The organism is Sphingobium sp. (genome assembly GCF_036170395.1).
Taxonomy (GTDB): Bacteria; Pseudomonadota; Alphaproteobacteria; order Sphingomonadales; family Sphingomonadaceae; genus Sphingobium.
Window position 1 is genome coordinate 21,364 of record NZ_JAVHPD010000050.1, and the last position, 23,776, is coordinate 45,139.

Annotated in this window: 20 protein-coding genes, 1 tRNA gene and 1 pseudogene; 7 read left to right on the forward strand and 15 right to left on the reverse strand. The window is 66.4% G+C overall.

The features are described from left to right. Positions 1-77 precede the first annotated feature (77 nt). On the forward strand, positions 78-1,733 hold the full coding sequence (locus V2B31_RS13485) for an ATP-binding protein (RefSeq protein ID WP_443022080.1): 1,656 nt from the start codon (positions 78-80) through the stop codon (positions 1,731-1,733). A 3-nt stretch (positions 1,734-1,736) separates the two neighbouring features. Here V2B31_RS13485 and V2B31_RS13490 read toward each other — a convergent pair whose 3' ends face one another. The 8 genes from V2B31_RS13490 to V2B31_RS13525 all read right to left on the reverse strand — a co-directional run bounded on the left by V2B31_RS13490 (position 1,737) and on the right by V2B31_RS13525 (position 11,364). Beyond that, positions 1,737-3,188 (reverse strand): MATE family efflux transporter, encoded by a 1,452-nt coding sequence (locus V2B31_RS13490; protein WP_328279363.1) that lies wholly within the window; start codon positions 3,186-3,188, stop codon positions 1,737-1,739. A gap of 148 nt (positions 3,189-3,336) precedes the next feature. Continuing rightward, positions 3,337-6,471: a valine--tRNA ligase gene (locus tag V2B31_RS13495; protein ID WP_328279365.1), complete on the reverse strand. Its 3,135-nt coding sequence runs from the start codon at positions 6,469-6,471 to the stop codon at positions 3,337-3,339. Positions 6,472-6,515: 44 nt separating this feature from the next. Next, complete coding sequence (locus tag V2B31_RS13500; RefSeq protein ID WP_328279367.1) at positions 6,516-7,139, reverse strand: AAA family ATPase; 624 nt, start codon at positions 7,137-7,139, stop codon at positions 6,516-6,518. After that, positions 7,120-7,314, reverse strand: coding sequence for a hypothetical protein (locus V2B31_RS13505; RefSeq protein ID WP_328279369.1), 195 nt, complete (start codon positions 7,312-7,314; stop codon positions 7,120-7,122). The genes V2B31_RS13500 and V2B31_RS13505 overlap by 20 nt, the downstream gene beginning before the upstream one ends. Positions 7,315-7,448: 134 nt before the next feature. Next, a complete protein-coding gene (add, locus tag V2B31_RS13510; RefSeq protein ID WP_328279371.1) occupies positions 7,449-8,564 on the reverse strand; it encodes an adenosine deaminase in 1,116 nt (371 codons plus the stop codon). A gap of 123 nt (positions 8,565-8,687) precedes the next feature. Further along, entirely contained in the window at positions 8,688-9,149 is a 462-nt protein-coding gene (locus V2B31_RS13515; protein ID WP_328279373.1) for a DUF2497 domain-containing protein, read from the reverse strand. Positions 9,150-9,220: 71 nt separating this feature from the next. Beyond that, the gene (locus V2B31_RS13520; RefSeq protein ID WP_328279375.1) at positions 9,221-10,714 is read right to left on the reverse strand and encodes a TolC family outer membrane protein; all 1,494 of its coding nucleotides are present in this window, start codon (positions 10,712-10,714) and stop codon (positions 9,221-9,223) included. 17 nt (positions 10,715-10,731) lie between these two features. After that, positions 10,732-11,364: a protein-L-isoaspartate O-methyltransferase family protein gene (locus tag V2B31_RS13525; RefSeq protein ID WP_328279377.1), complete on the reverse strand. Its 633-nt coding sequence runs from the start codon at positions 11,362-11,364 to the stop codon at positions 10,732-10,734. Positions 11,365-11,551: 187 nt separating this feature from the next. Here V2B31_RS13525 and V2B31_RS13530 point away from each other — a divergent pair. Next, a tRNA-Cys gene (locus V2B31_RS13530) sits at positions 11,552-11,625 on the forward strand. A 22-nt stretch (positions 11,626-11,647) separates the two neighbouring features. Here the strand turns inward: V2B31_RS13530 and V2B31_RS13535 are convergent. The 6 genes from V2B31_RS13535 to V2B31_RS13560 form a co-directional block, all read right to left on the reverse strand. Next, positions 11,648-13,390 (reverse strand): MFS transporter, encoded by a 1,743-nt coding sequence (locus tag V2B31_RS13535; RefSeq protein WP_328279380.1) that lies wholly within the window; start codon positions 13,388-13,390, stop codon positions 11,648-11,650. Positions 13,391-13,392: 2 nt separating this feature from the next. Further along, positions 13,393-14,139 carry an FkbM family methyltransferase gene (locus V2B31_RS13540; RefSeq protein ID WP_328279382.1) on the reverse strand — a complete coding sequence of 249 codons (747 nt, stop codon included), beginning with the start codon at positions 14,137-14,139 and terminating at the stop codon, positions 13,393-13,395. Continuing rightward, on the reverse strand, positions 14,136-15,281 hold the full coding sequence (locus V2B31_RS13545; protein WP_328279384.1) for a glycosyltransferase family 4 protein: 1,146 nt from the start codon (positions 15,279-15,281) through the stop codon (positions 14,136-14,138). Before V2B31_RS13545 ends, V2B31_RS13540 begins: the two co-directional genes overlap by 4 nt. After that, the gene (locus V2B31_RS13550; protein WP_328279386.1) at positions 15,278-16,573 is read right to left on the reverse strand and encodes a hypothetical protein; all 1,296 of its coding nucleotides are present in this window, start codon (positions 16,571-16,573) and stop codon (positions 15,278-15,280) included. The genes V2B31_RS13545 and V2B31_RS13550 overlap by 4 nt, the downstream gene beginning before the upstream one ends. Beyond that, positions 16,570-17,307 (reverse strand): class I SAM-dependent methyltransferase, encoded by a 738-nt coding sequence (locus V2B31_RS13555; RefSeq protein ID WP_328279388.1) that lies wholly within the window; start codon positions 17,305-17,307, stop codon positions 16,570-16,572. The genes V2B31_RS13550 and V2B31_RS13555 overlap by 4 nt, the downstream gene beginning before the upstream one ends. Before the next feature lie 78 nt (positions 17,308-17,385). Then, positions 17,386-18,087, reverse strand: a complete 702-nt coding sequence (locus V2B31_RS13560) for an NAD-dependent deacylase (protein WP_328279390.1) — start codon at positions 18,085-18,087, stop codon at positions 17,386-17,388. A 164-nt stretch (positions 18,088-18,251) separates the two neighbouring features. Here V2B31_RS13560 and V2B31_RS13565 point away from each other — a divergent pair, with 164 nt between their 5' ends. From V2B31_RS13565 to V2B31_RS13575, 3 genes and pseudogenes are all read left to right on the forward strand, one after another. Continuing rightward, positions 18,252-18,659, forward strand: coding sequence for a hypothetical protein (locus tag V2B31_RS13565; RefSeq protein WP_328279392.1), 408 nt, complete (start codon positions 18,252-18,254; stop codon positions 18,657-18,659). Next, a complete protein-coding gene (locus V2B31_RS13570) occupies positions 18,646-19,380 on the forward strand; it encodes a TorF family putative porin (protein WP_328279394.1) in 735 nt (244 codons plus the stop codon). Before V2B31_RS13565 ends, V2B31_RS13570 begins: the two co-directional genes overlap by 14 nt. Before the next feature lie 57 nt (positions 19,381-19,437). Continuing rightward, positions 19,438-19,831: pseudogene (locus tag V2B31_RS13575) on the forward strand (MAPEG family protein). Here V2B31_RS13575 and V2B31_RS13580 read toward each other — a convergent pair. After that, a complete protein-coding gene (locus V2B31_RS13580) occupies positions 19,828-21,870 on the reverse strand; it encodes a putative bifunctional diguanylate cyclase/phosphodiesterase (protein WP_328279396.1) in 2,043 nt (680 codons plus the stop codon). The pseudogene V2B31_RS13575 and the gene V2B31_RS13580 overlap by 4 nt on opposite strands. A gap of 93 nt (positions 21,871-21,963) precedes the next feature. Here V2B31_RS13580 and moaA point away from each other — a divergent pair, with 93 nt between their 5' ends. Both moaA and V2B31_RS13590 read left to right on the forward strand, forming a co-directional pair. Continuing rightward, on the forward strand, positions 21,964-22,974 hold the full coding sequence (gene moaA, locus V2B31_RS13585) for a GTP 3',8-cyclase MoaA (protein WP_328279398.1): 1,011 nt from the start codon (positions 21,964-21,966) through the stop codon (positions 22,972-22,974). Then, positions 22,971-23,747, forward strand: coding sequence for an NAD kinase (locus tag V2B31_RS13590; protein WP_328279400.1), 777 nt, complete (start codon positions 22,971-22,973; stop codon positions 23,745-23,747). The genes moaA and V2B31_RS13590 overlap by 4 nt, the downstream gene beginning before the upstream one ends. The last annotated feature ends 29 nt before the right edge of the window (positions 23,748-23,776 follow it).

The window sequence follows — 23,776 nt, forward strand, 5'->3', positions numbered from 1 at the left end:
AGCCAATCTTTACCTATTCTGCCTACACCCACCCTGTTTGCCGGAAGACGTTCCGGTCCAGGGGACGACAAAGGCTCATGACCCATATGCCGGGCGCACAATCCTTCACTGCCGCCGCTGCGCCTGCCCATATGGCCCACACCCAGTCGATGGGCATGGTGTTCCAGATCGCCGGGTCCAGCTCCAAGATATTGATCGATGCGCATCGGCTCGCGCTGTTCGGGCAGGACAGCGACCCCAGCATCGCCATGGCGGGACAGGTCGGCAGCCAGGTGAAGATGCGCGTCGGCAATTGCTGGCTGGTCGCCAGCGTCCGCGCAATGGCGCTCGATCAGGCGACCAAGGGCATCGTCGCCGACATCGACTTTCTGGGCGAGGGCGACGAGGAGAAGCTGACCGGGCGCATCTACCGCTTTCGCCGTGGCGTCACCCGTTATCCGACGCCGGGGACGGACATTTTCCCGGTGTCGAGCCACGACATGCAACAGATATACGCCGCCGACGATCGCGCGCATGTGGAGATCGGCACCGTCTATCCCACCAGCGACACGCGCGCGGCCCTCTATGTCGATTCGATGCTGGGCAAGCATTTCGCGCTCTTGGGCTCCACCGGCACCGGCAAATCGACCAGCGCGGCGCTCATCCTCCACCGCATCTGCGACCTGTCGCCGCAAGGGCATATCGTCATGATCGATCCCCATGGCGAATATGGCGCGGCCTTCGCCGGCAACGGCGCGGTCTATGACGTCAACAACCTCGCCCTCCCCTATTGGCTGATGAACTTCGAGGAGCATTGCGAGGTGTTCGTCACCTCGTCGGGCTCCGAACGCACGGTCGATTGCGACATCCTCGCAAAATGCCTGCTCGCCGCGCGCACCAAGAACCGGCTGGCCGAAAGCATCGGCCGGCTGACGGTCGATTCACCGATCCCCTATCTGCTGTCGGACCTGACGACGATCCTCCAGAACGAAATGGGGAAGCTCGACAAGGGCACCAATTCGCTGCCCTATATGCGCCTCAAGACCAAGATCGACGAGATCAAGGCCGACCCGCGCTACAGCTTCATGTTTTCCGGGATGCTGGTCGCGGACACCATGCAGGCGTTCATAGCGAAGGTGTTCCGCCTGCCGTCGGACGGCAAGCCGATCTCGATCATCGACGTGTCGGCGATGCCATCCGACATCACCTCTACGGTTGTGTCGGTGCTGTCGCGTCTGGTGTTCGACTATGCCATCTGGGCGCGGGACGAGCCGCAGCGGCCGATCCTGTTGGTGTGCGAGGAAGCGCATCGCTACATTCCCAACTCGACCAGCGGCGGCGGGCAGGCGGTGCGCAAGATATTGGAGCGGATCGCCAAGGAAGGGCGCAAATATGGCGTGTCGCTGGGCCTCATCACCCAGCGGCCGTCGGACCTGGCCGAAGGCGTGCTGTCGCAGTGCGGCACGATCATCTCGATGCGCCTCAACAACGACCGCGACCAGGCGTTCGTGAAGGCGGCGATGCCCGAGGGCGCGCGGGGCTTCCTCGATTCGATCCCGGCGCTGCGCAACCGGGAGGCGATCATCTGCGGCGAGGGCGTCGCCGTGCCGATCCGCGTCGCGCTCGACAATCTGGAGGAGAGCCGCCGGCCGGCGTCGGGCGATCCCAGCTTCACCGATCTGTGGCGGCAGTCGGGCGGCGAGAACGACATACTCGACCGCACGATTACGCGCTGGCGCAACCAGGGGCGCTAGGGCCTAACCCGCCGGGGCGATACGGCCGGCGGGTTCCGCCTCGCTCTGCACCGCCTCGCGGCATTCCTCTTCATGGACGGGGACCAGCAGCCTGGCCTTGCGCCAGCCCCCCTGCGCATACACCGCCCATGCCAGCAGCAGCGCAATGGCCGAACTGACCGGAAAGCTGAACCAGAGCGCATCGGCGTCCAGCACCGGATAAGCGAGATGGTAGAAGCCGAGCCGCACCCCGAAAAGGGTGAAGGTGAGGATGATGAGCGGCGGCATCACCGAGCCATTGCCGCGCATGACGCCGAACAGGATGGCCGTGCATCCGAACAGCAGGAAGCTCCAGGTCACGATCAGCTGCATATGCCATGCCGCTGCGATCGCCGCTTCTTCATTCCCCAGGAACAGCGAGAGAAACGGCCCGTGGAACAGCAGGATGACAGCGATCATCGTGCCCGTGAAGGCCAGCTGATAGCCGAGGCCATAAAGGGTGATCCGCCCGATCCGGTCCCAGCGTCCTGCGCCGATATTCTGCGCCGCCATGGCGCTGACCGCCGCGCCCATCGCGATCGCCGGCATCTGAAGATAGCCCCAAATCTGGAGCGCCGCGCCATAGGCCGCCGTCACCAGCAGCCCTTCGCGGTTGACGAGGCCGATCATCACCAGCGCGGAGCTGGACATGACGATCATCTGCAATCCCATCGGCAGCCCCTTGGCGAAGAGCAGCCGCAGCTGGTCCGCCGCCGGCCAGAGCCAGCGCAGTTCCGCGCCCCGCAGCCGCAGGGGCAGGTCTTTGGCGTAGGTGAAGGCGACCAGGCCGATCAGGCTGACGAAGCCCGCCGCCGCCGTCGCCGCCGCCGATCCGGCGATGCCGAACGCCGGGATCGGCCCCAGTCCCAGGATCAGCACCGGATTGAGGATGAGGTCGATGGCGACGCTGACGATCATGAAAATGAGCGGCGTGCGGGCGTCCCCCGCGCCGCGCAGCCCCATCATCATCATGACGCTGAGCAGCGTTGCGGGCATCGCCACGAAGATGACGCGCAGATAGGTGAGCGCCAGCCCGAACGCCTCCGCCGGGGTCGCCAGCGCGCGCAGCAGCGCCGGCGCGCCGATCCAGCCGCCGATCGCGACGGCGAGGCCCATGATCGAGCAGAAGCCCACCGCCGACCCAAAGGCGCGCCGCGCCGCGATTATGTCGCGCGCGCCCATCGCCTGGCCGATTATCACCGTCGAGGCCATGCCGAAGCCGAACACCAGCGCGAACATGAGGAACATGATGATGTTGGCGTTGGCCGTCGCCGCGAGCGCCTGCGGCCCGAGGAAGCGGCCGACCCAGACGGCGTTGATCGAGCCATTGAGCGACTGGAGAATATTGGCGACCAGCGTGGGAATGGCGAACAGCAGCAGCGCCGAGGCGATAGGCCCTTGCGTCAGGTCGCGCGCGGCTGGTGCTGGTTCGCTCATGTTCGCCTTGCCCCTTAGCATTACGACCATCCTCCCCTTGCAGGGGAGGTGGCAGCACGAAGTGCTGTCGGAGGGGTGTCGCCCTCTCGATAAGGGTGACACCCCTCCACCACTTCGTGGTCCCCCTCCCCTTACAGGGGAGGAATGCCTAGCCCAACCGCTCCAGCGCCGCCTTCAGCCTTTCCGCTTCCGCGCTCTTTTCGGCATGATCCTCCCGCGCCTTGGCGACCGCTTCGGGCTTGGCCTTTTCGACGAAACTCGGATTGGACAGGCGGTTGCCCAGCGAATCCCGCTCCTTCTCCGCCGCTGCCAGCGCCTTCGCCAGCCGCGCCTTTTCCGCCGCGATGTCGATCACGCCTTCGAGTTCGAGGATATATGTAACGTTGTCGACGACGATTTGTGCGGTGGCGCCTTGCGCGAGAATGCGGTTGAACACGCTCACCCACTGCACCTTACCCAATCGCAGCAGCATATCCTCGTAACGAGGTATGAGCTTTGCCAAGCGGTCCACAAGCGTCGCGTCATCGGTGAACGCTTGCATCGCTATGCGCGCGCCTGGCGGCACGTTGAGTTCGGTCCGTGCGGTGCGGATGGCGCTCACCAGCCGGATCAGCCAGTCGATTTCCGCCTGCGCTTCGCTGTCCACCTCGTAGAGCGCCACCGGCCAGCGCGCGATGATCAGTTCATTGTCCCGCGCGCCGGTCAGGTTCCATAACTCTTCGGTTATGAACGGCATGAATGGGTGGAGCATGACGAGGATCTGGTCGAACGCCCAGCCCGCGACGGCCCTTGTCTCCTCCGTCCGTTCGCCCTGCGCCTGTCGAAGGGCCGCATTGTCTTCCGAAGAGAAGGACAGGGCTTCGACAGGCTCAGCCCGAACGGAGGAGAGGTCCGCTTTGATGAGTTCGATATACCAGTCGCAAAACTGGTCCCAGACGAAATGGTAGATGGCATTGGCGGCCGCGTCGAAGCGGAGTTCGGCCATGGCGGTGTCGATCGCCTGCACGGTCACCACGGTTTCCGCGATGATCCAGCGGTTGACGGGGAGCGTGGCGTGGGGGGCTTCATGGGTGGTCGAGGCCGTGACGCCGTTCGCCTGGAGGAAGCGCGCCGCGTTCCAGAGCTTCGTCGCGAAGTTGCGATAGCCCTCGACCCGCTTCTCGTCCATCTTCACGTCGCGGCCCTGGCTCTCCATCGCCGCCATGAAGAAGCGCAGCGCGTCGGCGCCATATTTGTCTATAAGGCCCAGCGGATCGACCACATTGCCCTTGGACTTGGACATTTTCTGCCCGTCCGCTGCACGCACGAGGCCGTGGAGGTAGAGCTTGCGCCACGGAACGTCGCCCATGAACTCTTGTCCCATCATCGCCATCCGCGCGTCCCAGAAGAACAGGATGTCGAAGCCGGAGATGAGGAGATCGTTGGGGTAGTGGCGTTGCAAGAGGCTATTGCTCCCCTCCCCTTCAGGGGAGGGGCTGGGGGTGGGGTTTTGCCGCAAGCGCTGCGTCTGGTCGAGAGCCCCCACCCCAACCCCTCCCCTGAAGGGGAGGGGCTTTTCGGGTGCGCCATCGGGCCAGCCCAGCGTCCCGAACGGCCACAGCGCCGAGGAGAACCAGGTGTCGAGCACGTCAGTTTCACGGTAAAGGTCGAACTCCCACGTCTCATCGTCAATTTGACGTGAGCGCCCGCCATCGAAGCTCCTCGAGGGATCATCTTGATCTACAATTCTTATGCGGATTTTTAAGTTGGTTATTTCAGCATATTGGCGTTTGGCTGCCTCGATAGCATCCTCTTCGCTTTCATACACGAACTCGAACCAAGCGTCTTCGTTGGCTGAACCTGACGCAGACTGAGTTACCGAAAACCCGTCATCTGTCCTGACGCATTTTGGACCATACCAGACTGGTATCCGATGCCCCCACCAGAGTTGCCGGCTCACGCACCAGGGCTGAATATTGTCCATCCAGTTGAAGAAGGTCTTTTCCCACGTCTTGGGCACGATTTCGATCGCGCCGTCGCGCACCGCCTGCGTCGGGGCGACGGCGAGCTTCGCCGCATCGACATACCATTGGTCGGTCAGCCACGGCTCGATCACCACGCCGGAGCGGTCGCCATAGGGCGTCTGGATCGTGCGCGGCTCAAAGTCGGCGACGCTCTCCTCGCCTTCCTTGTTTTTTGTGATATGCGGCACAAGAAAGCCCAGCGACTTCATTTCCTCGACCACGGCTTTGCGCGCGTCAAATCGATCTAGCCCTATGAATCGCCTCGGTATCGCGCCAACCACATCATCGGCGGAACGGCCTTCCTCCGCTGCCATCGCGACTTTCAATGCGTATTGCGTCGGCTGCACCACCTTCGCGTCGGCGTCGAACATGTTGAGCATCTGCCCGGCGGCGAACCCCGCGCGCTTGCCCACTTCGAAATCGTTGAAGTCGTGGCCCGGCGTGATCTTGACCGCGCCCGATCCCAGCTCCGGGTCGGCATAGTCGTCGCCCACGATCCGCAGCCGCCGCCCGGTGATCGGGTGGAGGATCTCCTTGTCGATCACGCTTTGGTAGCGCGGATCGTCAGGGTGCACCGCTACCGCCATGTCGGCGAGCATCGTTTCGGGCCGGGTGGTGGCGACGACGATATGGTCGCTCCCATCGGCCAGCGTCACGCCGTCCGCCAGCGGATAGCGGAAGTGCCAGAAGCCGCCCTGCGTCTCCTTGGTCTCCACCTCCAGGTCGGAGATGGCGGAGCGGAAATGGGGATCCCAGTTGACGAGGCGCTTGTCGCGATAGAGCAGGCCGCGCTTGTGCAGTTCCACGAACACCTTGACCACGGCCTTGGAAAAGCCCTCGTCCATGGTGAAGCGCTCGTTCGCCCAGTCCATCGAGCAGCCGAGACGCCGCAGCTGCCGCGTGATCGCGCCGCCGCTTTCGGCCTTCCATTCCCAGACCTTCGCGATGAAATCCTCGCGGCTATAGTCGGTGCGCTTCTGCCCCTGCGCGTTCATCTGCCGCTCAACCACCATCTGCGTGGCGATGCCGGCATGGTCGGTGCCCACGACCCACAGCGCATCCTTGCCGCGCAGCCGCTCGTAGCGCACGACGATGTCCTGCAACGTATTGTCCAGCGCATGGCCGATATGCAGGCTGCCGGTCACATTGGGCGGCGGGTTGACGATGGTGAAGGGCACGGCGTCGGGCCGTTCCGGGCGGAACAAGCCGTTCGCCTCCCAATGGGCGTACCAGCGGGCCTCGATGTCGGCGGGGTCGAAAGTCTTGGGCAGTTCGGTCATGATCGCGCTTTAACCGCAACGTCGGGAACGTCAATTAAGCGGCGTCATTCGATGATCAGATTGGCCTCCAGAACCGCCCTGAGATCGGCGGGCAACGGCCCTACCACCGAAAGTGGCTTCTTATACCGCTTAATGGCGATCAATTTGGGTTGGCCGCGGCTGTTGTCAAAAATAGCGAGGTAATCGAGATGTTTGGCGAAGATCGCCAGTTGCTCGAATGAACGCGCGCGCCGCGCGACGATCTTGTCGGCGGGGACGTCATGCCCGCCTTCCGACACTCTCAATTTCACCCGTTCGATCTGAAGCGCGGCTGACTCCAGCACGACGTACAACATCCTGACGTCAAAGCCGCGGGCCTTCGCGCGATCCACCAGCGCGCGATATTTCGAGGTGGATAGCACTGTTTCCACCCCAATCGTCTGATGCACGTCAATGGATGCATCAAGCCAGTTCCATATGTGATCCAGCGCCGAACGATTTGCATCGTTCAGCGCCAGCCCCTCCTGCTCCATGAGGCGGAGCGTGAGCAAATCAGGATTGATGATCCAGATCGAACCGCCCCAACCGTCAATGTCGGTGCGATTGTAAAGCGTGCTTTTGCCGGACCCGTTCGGGCCAGCGATAATCCAAAGCGAGGGCTTATCCGCCTTACGCGGCGATATCTGCATCTTTGGCCCGCTCGCGGCGCTCGCGCTTCAAGCGGCGGACATTGGAGCGAAAAGCCGCGAGCAGATCATATTCAAGGGTTTCGCTATCGGACTGTACGACCTTTACGGCAATCATCTCGCCGTTTGGCGCACGCTTCCATTTGGTCGGCAAATCACTGGGACGCTTTTCGGTCATGCCTTTTCCTCTAACACGGAGATAGTAGCGCGGAATAGGTTAGGAAAGGCCTATTTGCAGTCCGTCTATCCAGGAAGATCGGGGCGCGCCGCCGTGGCATTGCGGGCGTCGCGAGCTTGAGCATCCAGTGATTCTCAGCCCGCTAGCCCCTCCGCCTTCGCGAAGGCGTCCAGTTTCGCGTGGCAGGCGGCGCGCTGCGCGTCGTCCATCCAGCCGGCGTTGAAGGCGTTGCGTGAAAGCATCACCAGTTCCGCCTTGGTCAGCGCGCTGCGGGCCTGCGCCTTCACCAGCACTTCGTTCAGATATTCGCTGCCCATATAGGCCGGATCGTCCGAGTTGATGGTGAGGTTGAGGCCGGCGTCGATCATGCCGCGCACAACATCCTTGGGCGGGGCATCGCCGCGCACCGTGCCGGAGAAGGTCGGGCAGACGGTGAAATAGAGGTTCCGAGCCTTGGCCACGGCGATCAGTTCGGGCGATTCCAATATGTTGCCGCCATGGTCGATCCGGTCGACGCGCAGGTCGACGATCGCCTGGCGCAGATGGTCGAGAATGTCCTTCTGGTTGAGGTCGCAATGGGCGGTGACCTTCAGCCCGGCCGCGCGCGCCTTGGCGAAATGGGCGGCGAACTTGATCGGGGGATTGTCCTTCTCGTCCGAATCGAGGCCGACCGCGACAAGCTGATCGCGGAACGGCAGCGCCGCGTCGAGCGCCGCCATGGCGGATTCAGCCGATAGGTCGCGCACGAAGCAGAGGATGAGCTGCGATCCGATCCCGAGCTTTGCCGCAGCGTCCTGCCGGGCGCGGGTGATGCCGCCGATCACCGCCGCCATCGGCACGCCGCGCTTCAGATGCTCTTGCGGATCGAAGAACATCTCTGCGTAGAGGATGTTCTGCGACGATGCCTTCGCCAGATAGGCATAAGCGAGATCGTAGAAATCCTGCTCTGTCCGCAGCACCTTCATGCCGTCATAATAGATGGCGAGGAAGCTCGGCAGGTCGTGATAGCGATAGCTGGCCTTCATCGCGGCGACATCGGCGAAGGGCAGGTCCAGCCCGTTGCGCTTCGCGAGCGCAAACTTCATCTCCGCTTCCAGCGTCCCTTCAAGATGGACATGATATTCGGCCTTGGGCAGGGCCGCGATGAAGCGGGCCATGTCGGCGGCGTCGCCGGCCGCCGCCCATCCGGGCGAAGCCACGAAAGGCGCGGCCAACAGACCCTGGATCACCGCGCGCCTGCCCAATATCATTCCGCTACCCCCTTGAAACCCGGCCTTCTATCCGGGCGTCAGGGTGCGCCTGTCCATCATGGAATATGGGATGGGGCGTCGCAAAAAAGGGAGCGGGGCGCGACACGCCCCCGCCCTACCCTGTCAGCGGCCGGTGATCCGAGCGATTTCCTTCGCCACCATCTCTTCGACCAGAGCCGGCAGGCGGGCGTCGAGCCATTCCTTCAGCATGGGCTTCAGCATCGCGCGGACGAGGCCGTCGAGCGTATTGTCCTGCCCCGGCGCGGGCGCGACCAGCATGGAGGACAGGGCCGACAGCGAATGGCGCGCCGCGACTTCGCTTTCGACCGACAGGATCGTGTCGTCGCTCGCGGCCGGGGTGATGGGCTTGGGCGCAGCCTTGGGGGCAGCCATGGGTTCCTCCGCAACCTCTTCGGTCAGTTCCAGCACTTCCTCGACCGCCGGGGGAATGGCGGCGGCCTTGGGCTCGGCGCGGGTGCGGCGGGGCGACGCTGCCTGCACCGCTTCCTCGCCCTCCTCGGCGATGATCCGCTTGATGGACGAGAGTATCTCTTCCATCGAGGGTTCCTTGGTCATGTCACCCATGGAAAATCCCCGTCCAAAATCCATTGCGCACCTTTGGGGCTTTAGAATGGCCGTCGCGGGTTAACAAGCGATTAAGGTTGCTGGGCCGACGCTGGCGGCACGGTGGCGTCCTGCGCGGGCGTATCGACGGTGCGGGTGGCCACGGGCTTGGGCGCGGGATCAAAGTCCCAGTCGAACCATTTGCCGCGCACCCGCTCATAATTGACCATCGGGTCATAGAGCGCGCCGCTGGCAAGGCCGAGATCGTCCGCCTCCGCATGGCCCATCGCGGCGAGCAGCGTGAAACCAGCGACATAGGCGTTGCGCCGCGCCGACACGAGTTCGACCCGCGCGATCAGCGATTCCTGTTCGGCGTTGAGGATGTCGAGGATCGTTCGGCTGCCGACCGAATTTTCCGCGCGCACGCCCTCCAGCGACAGGGCGGCGGCATCGACCGCCTTCTGGCTCGACTGGATCGTCTGGAGCGATGCCTGCCAGCTCGCATAGGCCGCGCGGGTCTGCGCGATCACGCTGCGCTCCGCCTCGATCTCCTGCTCGATCGCCTGCGATTCCAGCGCCTGATTCTGCCGCACCTGCGCGGCGGGTCGTCCGCCCTGATAGAGGGGGATGCTGATCTGAACGCCGGCCGCCGCCTGCTTGTTGATCTGCGGGCCTTCGACGATATTGCCGTTGGCGTCCTGCGCGCTGCTGTTGAGCGAATGGAGATAGTTGGTGTAGCCGGCCTGGGTGAAGGCCGAAACGCTGGGCATCACCGCGCCCTTCGCCGCTTTCACGTCATAACGCCGCGCTTCGCGCTGCTTCTTGGCCGCCGCAATGTCGGGATTGTCGTTGAGGGCCACCTGCACGGCGACGGCAGGGTCGGCGGGCAGGCCCGGCAAGGCCGGCGGCGGCTCCAGATTGTCGGGCGCTTCGCCCACCAGCGCGATGTAATTTTCGCGGCTGGTGATGAGGTTCGCCTGCGCCGTTTGCAGGTCCGACCGCGCCAGCGCCAGCCGCGATTCGGACTGGGCGACATCGGTGCGGGTCACGTCGCCAACCTCGAACCGGTCGCGCGTCGCCTGAAGATTGACTTCCAGCACCTTCACATTGGCCTGGTTGAGCGAGACGATCGCGGTGTCGCGGATCACGTCCATATAGGCCGCGACGGTCTGCGAAAACACGCTGGCTTCGGTTCCGCGCAAATTCGCCTGCCCGGCCTCGACGCGAGTCTTGGCGGCTTTGATGCCGTTGCGGACCGATCCGCCCGAATAGAGCGGCACGGTGACCTGCGCCTGGGCGTTCAGCGTGCGCTGGGGCGAGGTGAAGCTGATCGTGGGCTTCAGGATGCTTTCGGTATAGCTGCCCTGCACGTCGAGCGCGGGGCGGCCATCGGCCTTCCGGATCGGCACGCCTTCGTCGGTTGCCCGCTGGCCGGCACGCGCGCCGGTCAGGGTCGGGTTCGACGCATAGGCTTTCGCCAGCGCGCCCTGAAGCGTTTCGGCCGAAACGGGGCTTGCGAGGGCAGAGGTCAGCAACAGCAATGCGGCTGCGGCGCGATGCCGATCATGAGTGCGCTTCGCTGTCATCTCCCCCCGTCCATCCTTTAGAACACAAAAGCCTTGGGCGCGCCGAACCCCGGCAGCACCACCATTTCGATATCGGTCAGCCGGGTAAGGCCCAGCGTTCCGCCGATCACCCGCCCGCTGCACAGGCGCGTGACGCCACGATCGGCAATGCCGGTGACGACCCGCGCGCCATCGGCAAGCTGCGCGACGAGCGAGGCGGGCACTTCCTCCACCGCGCCGTCGATAACCAGCACATCATAAGGCGCGCCATCGGCCGCGCCGGCGGTGAGCGGCCCGCGCACCAGCGTCGCGCCGGTCGCGCGCACGTCCGGCCCTGCCTCTTCCTCGACTGCCGTCACCAGCGCGCCCAGTTCGCCCAGCAGCGCCGCGCTGTAACCGCTCGCCGCCCCGATCAGCAGCACCTTGTCGCCCGTCTCGATCCGGGCTTCCTTGAGCAGCCGGCCGATCACCAAAGGCGGATTGAGCGCCCGGCCCTGCCCCAGCGGGACCGGCCGGTCGATATAGGCGGCAGCGCGGCGCTCAGCGGGCACAAAATCCTCGCGCGGCACCCGCGCCATCACGGCGATGACCCGCTGATCGTCCACGTCGCTGGTGCGCAACTGGCTTTCGACCATAGCGGCCCGCATCGAAGAGAAATTCTGCTCGGTCACGATTTTCCTCGCTTGGCACAACTGTATTGGCAATGCAATACAGTAAGGGGATCATCGGACCTCTAAATCAGCGGATCGCCCGCGCCAAGCGGCTTCGCGCGCGATCGGCCAAGATTCTTGGGAGCGCGCCCATAGCCGACTTGACTTTGCCATCCAAGCCGCACATTTGCGGCGTCCCACTTGTCGAGGCCCGATGGCGGAGTGGTTACGCAGAGGACTGCAAATCCTTGCACGCCGGTTCGATTCCGGCTCGGGCCTCCAGAAAACATCCCTCAACTCGCACTTACATGGCGTTGCCGGCGGCGTTCATCGCGTCCTCGAACGTGTCGGGCAGCGGCGGCTGGACCGGCTTGTCGCAGTCCATTTCCTTCATATGGGCGCGCAGCACGTCCATCCGGTCGAGGTTCCAGCGCGCCAGCGGCACGCCCAGCGGGCGGAAATCGGCGCGCTCGAACAGTTCGACGACATAAGATCGGCAGAGTGCGTCAAGCTGATCGATAGTCAGCATCCCCAAATTCATCACCATCGGCCGCCCCGGCACCCCGTCGCGCCCGCGCACGAGATCGGTGACGTAGAGGCCGCCGCGCGGATCGACCAGCACCACGTCCGCCTCGCTCGAATCGATCAGGCGATGGCTGGCGGCATAGGGCGCGACAAAGGCGTGGGTACGCCAGACCAGGAAAGCGCTCGACAGGGCGGTGATGGCAAGGCCGATCATCAGCGGCCGCATCGCATGGGCCGGGCGGAAGCGCGCCCAGCCAAGGCCGGCGAGCAAGCAGAAGGGGCCGATGAAGCCATGGGCGTAGCGGAACCCCCAGCCATAGCCCTGCGCCAGCGCCAGCGCGCATCCCGCGAGGCACCCGAGCGCCAGGGGCAGCGCGATCTCCTGCCCCCGGAACATCGCGCGCTTGTCCATCGCAGCGATGCCGAGCGCGGCGAGCGGCACCATCAATATATTGTTCCACGCAATATAGCGGCTGATATTGACCAGCGGCTGCCAGCGATCGCCGAGCCGCTCGAACAGGCTGCCGACCTTGTCCGCTACCCCGGCCGAGGGGCGGACATCCGACGGCGCGCCGAGCGCATGGAGCAGGAAGCCGGGCCACAGCTTCGCCCACAATATGACGATCGCGACCAGAGTCAGCGCGTGGAACGCCGCGACGGTCCAGCGCCGCGCCAGCAGCATCCAGAGGATGAAGGGCGCGATGAAGATGGGCGGGAAATGCCACTGGTGGAGCCCCGCGGCGATCAGCGCGACGAGGCCGGCGCTCGCATGGCCGACCACCCCGCCGCGCAGCACCAGCGCCAGCCACACCATGTTGAGCGCGAAATGCCCCGTCATGGCATAGGGCGTCATCGCCGTGATCCAGAGCTGGCTGGACGAGCATCCAAGCAGTACCGTGACCCAGACCGCGTCGGGCCGGTCGGGCATCAGGCGAACCGCCACCCGCCACAAAGCGAACAGCCCCGCCATCAGCAACGCCGGGCCGGCGAGATTGGGGTCGCCCAGTCGCCAGAACAACGCCTGGATCGCGCTGTTCACCGGCAGATAGGCCGCCGTCCAATAATCCGCCGCGCCGAAGGGGGAGAAGAATTCGGGCATGATCGCCCGTCGATAGGGCTCCCATTCGACCGGGATCGGGCGAGCGAACAGACCTTCGCGCATATAGGCGGCGGCGAAGCGCGCCACTTCCTCGTCGCGGCTGATCGAATAATCCTGGAACAGCGCATAATGACCGGCCCAGGCCGCCATGCCCATCAGCACGATCAGCGGCACGACGATGCGGGCGCTCGGGCGGGGCAGCGCAAACCCCTTCCCTTCCGCCCAGGGCGCGGCCAGCGCCAGCAGCAGCAGCGATCCCAGCAGCGCCGGGAAATCCTGATCCAGCAGCAGGATCACCGCCAGGCTGATCCCCTGCCGGTAGGTGACATGCCACAGGAAGGTCGCGCCCAGCCACAGCGCCAGCCCGATCGCGCCCGCCAGGAACAGGCGGCGCGCGTCGATCAAGGCGCGGGCCGGCGCCATGCTCAGCCCTTCACCAGAGTCCGGTTGACGAAGATGCCGTCCATTTCGACCAGCAGCGGGAAATGGCCCTTGTTGTTGGCGAAGAAGGCGGAGGCCAAGAAGCCGCGCGCTTCCAGCCATTCGATCATCGCGCGATAGCCGGTCCCGCCTTCATAGATCGGCCTTACGCCCAATTCGGTCTGCACACCGAGCATGTCGGCCAAAGCCTCGCCCGCCCCTTCGCACACGGAGAGGTCATGCCCCTGCGTGTCCATCTTCAGGAACGGGCGGGCGACGCCATGGCGCGCGCGCAGTTCGGGCAGCAGCGTGTCGAGCCGGCGGCATTGCATCTCCACCGTCTTCGTCACCTTGTTGCGATCGGCGAAGATCGCGTCCTGCGCGCCCGAGGGGCTTTTGAGCGAGCTGAACTGGTCGGCGGCCATGATGTTGAAGCTCGCCGTCCCGTCGAAGTCCGACAGCGCCATGTTGAACGTCTGCCATTTGGGATCGCGCGCCGCGCGTCGCGCCAGTTCGGTATGAACTTCGGGGTTGGGCTCGAACGAGAGGATCAGCCCTTCATAGCCCACATCCTTGCGCAGCATCGTCGCATATTGGCCACGATTGGCGCCGACGTCGAAGAGGCAGTCGACCGCGAAGGCGGACAGGAATCGGCGCAGCGCCTGCACTTCGGGATATTGATGCACCCGGCCGCCCGCCGCCAGCTTCAGCGCCAGCAGCCGGTCGCCCAGTTCGCGGCGATAGCGGTTCATGCGCGGCCGGCCAGCACGGTTTCGTAGATGCCGATCGTCGCCACCGCCATGTCCTTCCAGCTTCCCATCGCCTCGCCATAGGCGCGCGCCGCCGCGCCGCAAGTCTGCCTGATGGCGGCGCTTTCGATCAGCGGCAAGAGGGCGTCGGCCAGGCTCCCTGCATTTCCCGCCTCGGCGCGGGCGGCTACGCCGTCGGGAAGCTGCCCGAACATGCCGGCGTCGGACGTGACCATCGCCTTGCCATGGTGGAGGGCGGAGAGGAACGCGCCGCTCGAATCGATCTGGCGATAGGGAAAGACGATCATGTCCGCGCGCGCCATATGCGCGTCGAGCCGGGCTTCAGTGAGGAAACCGAAGTCGGTCAGAAGCCGGTCGCCGAAGCCAGCCGCGCGCACGGGCGCGATGATCGGCGCGATGTCCATGAAAGGCTTGCCCGCCAGCACCAGCTCGAAATCCCGCCCCGCGCGCCAGAGCGTGAGGCACGCCTCGATCAGCAGGTCCACGCCCTTATAGGGGCGGATCGTCCCGAAGAAGAGCAGGCGCGGCCGTGTCGGCAGGGGCACCGCCGCCAGTTCCGCCGCACTGGCTTGCGCGAGCCGCATCGGAGGATGCGGCGTCACATGGATGCGCGCTGCCACCGCACCCTGCCGCACCAGCGCCTCGCGCGTGGTCTCGCCATGCACGATCAGCGCATCGAAGCGGTCGAGCAGCGCGCGGTAGCCGCGCCCCTGGACGCCCGCATCGTCATGATAGGCGTCGGCATTATGGACGGTATGGACCAGCGCCGCCCGCCCCTTCAGCCGCCGCAGCATCAGCGCATCGGCTAGCGGGAGGGGGAGCCACTGGATGTGGACGACATCCGTCCCGGTCAACGGGGTGAGGTTGCCCAGCGCGCAGGTCCAGCCATAATCCGCCGCCTTGGCCGCCCGGAACGCCGCGCCCTCCCCGATCCGCGCGCGCAGCGCCTCGCTCCTGCGGAAGAAGTGCGGCGCATAAGCATAGCCTTGCGGCACAATCGCATCGGTCGTCCGCATCGGCCGCCCGATCAGGCCGACCTCCGCCCCCTGCCCCGCCAGCGCCGCGCACAGGCTGTCGTCATAGCGCCCGGTGAACAGCGACGGATCGACCATCGCGACCTTCATCCCCGCGCCAGCCTCCGCAGCGCGAGCGCGTGCAGCGCCGCGACGCCCGCCAGCGTCGCAGCGTAAAGCGCCAGGAAGGCGATATCGAACCGCTCGGGCCACAGTATCGCCGCTACAGGCGCGCTCGCCAGCGATCCCGCGAGGAAGGGCAGCGACCGCCGCAGCAGCATCCCGAACCGTCCCAGCGCCGCCTGCACATAGACCGACACGCACAATATCGTCAGCGCGCCCAGCGCTGCGACGATCAGCCACAGATCGGCCCGGTCGATCGCCGCCTGCCCGTCGAACAGGATCGAAAACAGCCGCTCGCCTGCGACTAGCAAAACCACCGCGAGCCCGCCGCCGAACAGCAGCGAGGCGGCCAGCGCGCGCCCCAGCAACTGCCGCAGCCGCGCGCCCTCCCCCGCATGATAGGCGCGCGTGATGCGTGGCAGCGCTGCCTCGACCACCGCGCGCACCAGCATCGAAAGTGCTCGCGCCATCTTGAAGAAGAAGTCGAAGATCAGCATCGGCCGCGCGTCGCCGCTGACCGCTGCGATCGTGAAATAGGGCGCGTTATAGGCAATGATGTCCGACACGGTGAACGCCGCCGACGCGCCGATATCGCGCAGATAATGCGCCCGCACATGCCCGCCGCCGACGCGAAACGCCATCCAGTGCCGCGCGCGCATGTGCAGCCGCCGGTGGACATGGAGAATCGCATAGCCGATCACCGCCACGCTCACCGCCAGTTGCAGCGCGACGGACAGGCGCGGGTCCATGCCCGCCAGGATCGCCGTCAGCAGCGCGATCGTCACCACCCGCCGCCCGCATTCCAGCGCCTCCCACAGGACATTGCCGTCGACCGCCGCCAGCGCGCGCTTGGCGAGCAGCGCCGGCAGGTTGAGGCAGGCGGAAAGGAAGAAGAGCAGGAACAGGAGCGGCATTCCCGTCGCCATCAGCCCGGCAGCCAGCGCGACGATCAGGATCGCTGTCGCGCCGACGATCAGCAGGGCGAGGAACAGGAACAGCACCCCCATCTCCTCCAGCCGGAACCCGCTCTCCCCCGCGTCGCTGCCAAGCCAGTGCCGCCGGAGCCGCGCATAGATGATGCTGGTGAGGCCGAACTCGGCCGAGATGGTGAAGTTGCCGAACGCAACCAGCAGCAGGAAGGACTGGAACTCGGTCAGCGGCAGCACCCGCACGAACACGAAGGTGACAGCAAAGCCCCAGATCAGCACCAAAGCGACATTGGCGAGCTTTACCAGCGCCAACATCCGGGCGGACCCTTCCAGCCGCGCGAGGCGGCTCATCGTGGCCTGGTCGCCCGGAACAGCCGGTCGTCGAGCGCGTAGAAATGACGCGTGTCGGGGTCGATCGACGCGGCGTCGATCTCTTCCAGATCAAAGCCCGCCGCGCGGATGCGGTCGGCAAAGTCGGGGCCATATTGGCGAACATGGTCCCATTGGCCGAAGCGCCGCTCGCGCTCGCGCGGGGACATGGCAAAGCTCCCATCCTCGGTCGGCCGGTCCCACAAGGGCACGATCAGCCACGCCTCGCCGCCGGGCTTCAACGCGCGATAGATGTTGCGCAGCACCGCCGCGTCGTCGGGCACATGCTCCATGACATGGCTGGCATAGAACAGGTCGTAGCGCTCGGCCTCGTCCAGCGCCATCAGGTCCACGCGCCGCATCCCTGGCACGGCGTAGATGTCGGGAAACAAATCGGCGGGCACATAGTTCGCCGCGACGGAAAAGCGGCGCACAAGGCTCGCTTCATTGGGGGCCATGTGGAGGATCGCGCCTTCGACCGGCACGGTCAGCCGGCCTTCGCCGATCAGCCAGTTCATCAGCCGTTCGCGCGGAGAAGCGCCGCATTCGGGGCAGCCCCATTCGCGATTGTCGCCATAGCGGAAGAAGCCGACCACCGTCGCGCCGCACGCCGGGCAGCCACGGTTCCGACGCGCACCCATCGCCTTGCGCAGCTTGAGCGCCGCTTTCGTCAGATGCTTGCCGGCGGCCTTCGCCACCCGCTGAACCGTAATCACCCTGGCGCTCCGTGCCGGACCCGTTGAAGCGGGCGCTATACTATAAGCGCCGCGATATGCGAGGGGGTTATGCGCGCGTCACCCCAGCAGCTCGCGCACCATAGCAGGCACCAGCACACTCGCCGGCCCAAGCCGCGTCTCCTCGAAATAATAGCTTCCCGCTGACGGATCGAGGTTCAGCTCCAGCGTGCGCGCGCCATGATGCCGCGCCGTCTGCACGAAGCCGGCGGCGGGATAGACCGCGCCCGAGGTGCCGATCGACACGAACAGGTCGGCCCGCGCCAGCGCCGCGTCGATCGCCTCCATCTCATAAGGCATCTCGCCGAAGAAGACGATGTCGGGCCGCAGCGCCGGCCGCCCGCACCCGTCGCATATGGAGCCCGGCGGCAGCGACCCGTCCCACGCCGTCGCCTTGCCACAGGCCGCGCAGAGGGCGGATTTCAGCTCGCCGTGCATGTGGATGAGCCGCGTCGCTCCGGCTCGCTCGTGCAGGTCATCGACATTCTGCGTCACGATCAGCAGGTCGCCGCCCCAGGCCCGGTCGAGCGCCGCCAGCGCCTCATGCGCGGGATTGGGCGAAACCTCCGCCAGCTTGGCCCGCCGTTCGTCGTAGAAGCGATGCACCAGCTCGGCGTCGCGCGCCAAAGCCTCGGGCGTGCAGACATCCTCGACCCTGTGCCCCTCCCACAGCCCGTCCGGCCCCCGAAAGGTCGCAAGGCCGCTCTCCGCGCTGATGCCCGCGCCGGTCAGGATGACGATAGAGTCGATATCATGGATCATGAGGCGAACTCTAACCTGTTGCGAAGCCAAGGGGAATGGACGAAAGCGGTCCGCGCGTGTCGCCTTTCCTCATCAATGGGCAATGATCCGGCAACAGGGCAAAACTACATCCGCCGCGACGACCGCGCAGCAAAGCGCGGCGTCCCATAAGCAGGAGACTATGCATGACCATGCTCATCGCCCTCGCGGCCGCCGCCGCGACTCACAGCGTCACCATCGAGCATCACGGCCAGACCATCGGTGCGACCTATGTTGCGCGGGCGGAGGCCAGCGCGCGCACCGTTGGCGCCAGGACCGGCGCGCGGATGAACGGGCAGCGCTGCCACTGGACCGTGACCGTGATGGTCGATCGCCGGCTCGATCATGGCCCGGCCCATGCCCGCACGATCGCCACCGACCAGCGCTTTTCCGGCAATGACGCAGGCGCCTGCACCGGTGATCGCAACCGCGAGGCAGCGATTATGACCCGGCATCGCGATGCCATCGCGCAACGGCTGGTCGCGGTCGCACAGGCCGATCGCGCGCCTCTGCTGGCCGAGCTGGATTCGGCGCGTGCGCTTGCGGTCAACTGATCGCCTTATCGAAGCGGCATGGCTGGGAGCGCTATTGCTCGCCGGCCATGCCGCACCGGCAGCCGCGCAGGCAAGCGGCCCGAGCGTCACGATTGAGGCGCTGAGCGACGATCGCCATCGGGGATTGAGCTGGAGCGACGGCGACCCGGCGCTCCGCGCGGCCGCCTCCGTGCCCGTGGCGGACGGCCTCAGCCTCGAAGGGGCGGCGACGACGTTGTGGGGCGGCCCCCGGCATGGCGGCGCGGATGCTGCGGTCGATCTCGGCGCAACCTTCGCGCGGCAATTGGGCGGCTGGCGGCTGAGCGCGGAGGGGCGATACCATCTTTTCCCCGGCGCATCGCATCAGGGCTATGGCGAGTTTGGCGCAACGGCTGGCTTCATGCTTGGCCCGGCCAGCCTCGACCTCTCCGCTCATTATGCGCCGCGCCAGTCCGCGATCGGCGGCGATCTCCTTTACCTTTCCGCCGGCGCGTCCGCCGCCATACCGGGGACCGCGCTGACCCTGTCGGGCCATGTCGGCCGGTCCGCTGGCGACACCCGCGATCCGGTCCGCGCCGCGCGTCTGCGGCCGGGCGGGGATTATTGGGACCATGGCGTTGCGCTGGACTGGTATCGCGGCAGATGGTCGGCCGGGCTGCGCTACGCCGATACGGACATTGCCATGGCCGATAGCGCCCATGCCGGCGCGACGCTGGTGGGGCGGGTGGGCATCGCCTTTTGACGCCGCCTGTCCTGTCGCTCGCTTTCGTGCTAAGGATAGGACGGAAGGGGACCAGCCATGCCTGTCGAACTCACCATCCTTGCCTGGAGCATGATCCTGCTCCTCGTCCACATCTTCGCCGCCGCCCAGGCCAAGACCAAGCAATATGGCCCCAAATGGAATATGGGCGCGCGCGACGAAGCGCAGCCGCCGCTTAGCGCTCGCAGGGCGGCTGGTGCGGGCGCAGGCCAATTATATGGAGACTCTGCCGATCGCGATCGTCGCGCTGATCGGCGTGGTGCTGGCGGGGCGCACCAGCGAATGGACGGCGCTGGGCGGCTGGATCTGGCTCGGCGCGCGGATCGTCTATCTGCCGCTCTACGCCTTCGGCGTGCCGGTGGTGCGCACCATCATGTTCGCCGCCAGCGTGACCGGGCTGCTGATTGCTCTCCTGCCGCTGCTGAGTTTCTAACGCGCCAGCACCAGATTGATGAGGTCGGCGGACGATACCCCCGCCGACCGCAGGAAGCCCTGATAATAATCGCACCCCTCGCGCGCCAGCAGCCCTAGCTGCTCCTCGGTCTCGACCCCTTCGGCGATGACCTTGAGGCCCAGCGACTTCGCCATGTGGATGACCCCGCGCACGATGATCCGGTCGCGGGCGGTGCCGGCGATGTCCTGCGCGAGGCCGCTGTCGATCTTGAGATAATCAAGCGGCAGGCTCTTCAGATAAGCGAGGCTGGAATAGCCGGTGCCGAAGTCGTCGATCGCGACCGCCAAGCCTTCGGCCCGCAACGCGGCCAGCAGAGCGCCCGCAGCCGTCACATCTTCGATCAGGCCGCTTTCAGTGATTTCGACCGTGAGCCGCGAGCGGGGGAAGCCGCTGCCGTCCACCAGCCCCAGCAGGCTCTTGAGGAAACCCGGCTGGGCGATATCGGCGGCGGTGAGGTTGATCGACAGCCGCAGGTCGGCGAGCGCCCGGGGCCAGGCCGCCGCCTGGCGCAGCGCCTCCGCCTGGATATGCGCCGACAGCGGCAGCATATAGTCGGATCGTTCGGCGGTAGCGAACAGGATGCCCGCGCCCAGCGGTCCATAATGCGGGTGGTTCCAGCGGGCGAGCGCCTCCACGCCGCTGATCCGGTCGGTATCGACCGGATATTGCGGCTGGAACACGATGCCGATCTCGCCCCGGTCGAGCGCGAGGCGCAGGTCTGTTTCCAGCCGGTCGGCGTCCACCTGCCGGCTATGCCGTTCGGCCGACAGGATGCGGATGCCCTCCCCATCCGCCTGCCGCGCATCCGCGAGCGCCGTGCCCGCCCGGCGCAGCAGCTGCGTCGCATCATCCTCCGCCCGCGCCTGCGCGATGCCGCAGCGGGTGGTGAGCCGGATAAGATGATCGCCCGCGCTGAACGGCCGGCCGATCGCGCCGATCAACTGGCGCGCGAGGAAGGTCGAGCGGTCGCTCCCCGCCGCCTCGCCGGTCAGCCCGACGAGGAACTCTGTCCCCGCGATCCGCGCGACCATCGCGCCCGGCGCGACATCATCGACCATCCGCTCGATCCGTCGCGCGATCCGGCCCAGCAGCGCGTCGCCGACCACCTGGCCATAGGCTGCGTTCATCCGGTCGAACTGGCTGATGGACAGCAGCAGGATCGTCGTCGCCAGCCCCTGCCGCCCCTCCAGCCATTCCAACGCCGCCGGCCGCGACTGCAGGCCAGTCAGATAGTCGCGGCTCGCCCCGTCGCGCTCCTGCGCGTCGGACAGCCATTCGACATCGGCGGCGATGCCGCTCTCCTCCAGCCGCAGGTGATGGACCAGCCGCTGGTCGGGTCGGTCGGGCAGCGCATGAGCGAGCGCGGCGGGCCGTCCCGTCCGGCGCATGGCCTTGAGCGCCGTCAGCACGTTGCGCCGTTCCGCGCGGGGCAGAGCGCGGAGCATCGCCGATACCGCGACGATCGGCTGCTCCAGCCCCAGATGCCGCGCCAGCCCCTCGCTCAGCCGCAACCGGCCCTGGCCGCGCGGCAGCGTCCAGTAAAGCGCGTCGCCGCGCCGAATGCGCTGCGCCCGCTGGCTCTGCTGCGCGCCGCCGCCCAGCCGCTCGACCAGCCGATGCGCCGAGGCAAGCGCCGCGCGCAGCCCCCCGTCCGTCACCGGCGCAACCAGATAATGGGTCGCGCCCGCCGCCATGAGCGCCGGCACCCGATCCTCGCTCCCCACATCGACCAGCACCAGCAGCGCGCCGCCGCCCGCCTCCGTCGCCGGCACCAGCGGCTCCAGCCAGCGTTTCGCGTCGCCGCTGTCGCGCAGGTCGATCAGCGCCACCTGCGCCTCGCTGTGCAGGAAACGCTGGGCCGCGTCCCGCGCGCGGCGCGCGCCGATCGCGCGCCAGCCGATGCGCTGCGCGGCCTGGCTCAGCCCGTCGCGGTCGCGCGGCGACAGGATGAACAGGCTGCGCTGGCCGTCCGCGCTCTGATCTCCGCTTCCCAAAATCCCGTCCCCGGCCGTGCGCATCGCGCTGCCTTAGCAGCAAGCCGTTACCGACCTCTTGCGCCGCCCGCAACCGGAACGCTTGCGCCAGCCCCGTCCATCGCCTAGCTAAACGCCATGGTTCCGGCCGATCCCTCGCGCACGCCGATGACCGACGGCCTCGGCCGCCGGATCAGCTATCTGCGGATTTCGGTGACCGATCGGTGCGACCTGCGCTGCCGATACTGCATGGCGGAAAAGATGCAGTTCCTGCCGAAAAATCAGGTGCTGACGCTGGAGGAGATCGCGCTGCTCGCCGACCTTTTCGTGGCGCGCGGCATCACCCGCATCCGCCTGACCGGCGGCGAACCGCTGGTGCGGCGCGACATCGGCGATCTGGTGCGCCGCATCGGCCGGCATATCGGGCACGGGCTGGACGAACTCACCCTCACCACCAACGGCACGCGGCTTGCGACCCACGCGGACATGCTGGCGGATGCGGGGGTGCGGCGGATCAATGTCAGCCTCGACAGCCGCGATCCCGACCGCTTCGCCCATGTGACGCGCGGCGGCCACATCGATCAGGTTCTAGGTGGCCTCGACGCGGCGAAGGCCGCGGGGCTGGCGGTCAAGATCAACATGGTGGCGCTGCGCGGCATCAATGACGACGAAATCCTCGACATGCTGCGCTGGTGCGACGCACAAGGCTTCGACCTGACGCTGATCGAGACCATGCCGCTCGGCGAAACCGGCGAGGACCGCACCGACCATTATCTGCCGCTCACCGAAGTCGCCGATAGGATCGGCCGCCATCATGCGCTGCGCCCCATCCCGCACCGCACCGGCGGCCCCGCGCGCTATCATGCGGTCGAGGGCATGGCGGTGAAACTCGGCCTCATCACCCCCCTCACCCGCAATTTCTGCGCCGATTGCAACCGCATCCGCATGACCTGCGAGGGCAAGATCTTCATGTGCCTGGGCCATGAGGATCATGTCGATTTCAAGGCGGCGCTGCGGACCGGCGGCCTGCCGGCGGTCGAGCCGCTCATCGACCGCGCCCTGCGCCTGAAGCCCGCCGCGCATGATTTCCGCATCGGCGCGGGCGAAGCCGCCGCCACCCGTCGCCATATGAGCGTCACCGGCGGATGAGCAGCGAAACGCGGCGCGCGCTCGTCGCGTCCCCGACCCACGCCGCGCGGGCGGCGGAGGAGAGGCTGCGCGCCGCCTATGATTTCGTTCCGCCCGATCAGGCCGACATGATCGTCGCTCTGGGCGGCGACGGTTTCATGCTCCAGACGCTCCACGCGATGCTGGAGTCGCGCCGCACCCTCCCCATTTTCGGCATGAACCTCGGCACGGTCGGCTTCCTGATGAACGAATGGCGGCTGGAACGGCTCGACCAGCGGCTCGAAAGCGCGAAGAGCTTCAAGGTCAATCCGTTGCGGATGACCGTCGACACCGTCGATGGCGAGCAATTCTCGATCCCCGCGATCAACGAAGTGTCGCTGCTGCGCGAAACCCGTCAGACCGCCAAGCTGGAGGTGCAGGTCAACGATCGTGTCGTGCTGCCCGAACTGGTGTGCGACGGGGTGCTGGTGGCGACCCCGGCGGGATCGACCGCCTATAATCTCTCCGCCCATGGCCCTATCCTGCCGCTGGGCTCGGCGCTGGTCGCTCTGACCCCCATCAGCCCCTTCCGCCCCCGCCGCTGGCGCGGCGCGATCCTGCCGGAAAGCACCGCCATCCGTTTTACCGTGCTCGATCCGGTCAAGCGCCCGGTCAGCGCCGTCGCCGACCAGCGCGAGGTGCGCGACGTGGCGCAGGTGGCGGTCGGCATCGACCGCGCGACCGCGCTGACGCTGCTGTTCGACCCCGAACATACGCTCGACGACCGCATCGCCGCCGAGCAGTTCATCGCGTAATTTTTCGGTCATTTGCCGCTTGCCATCTT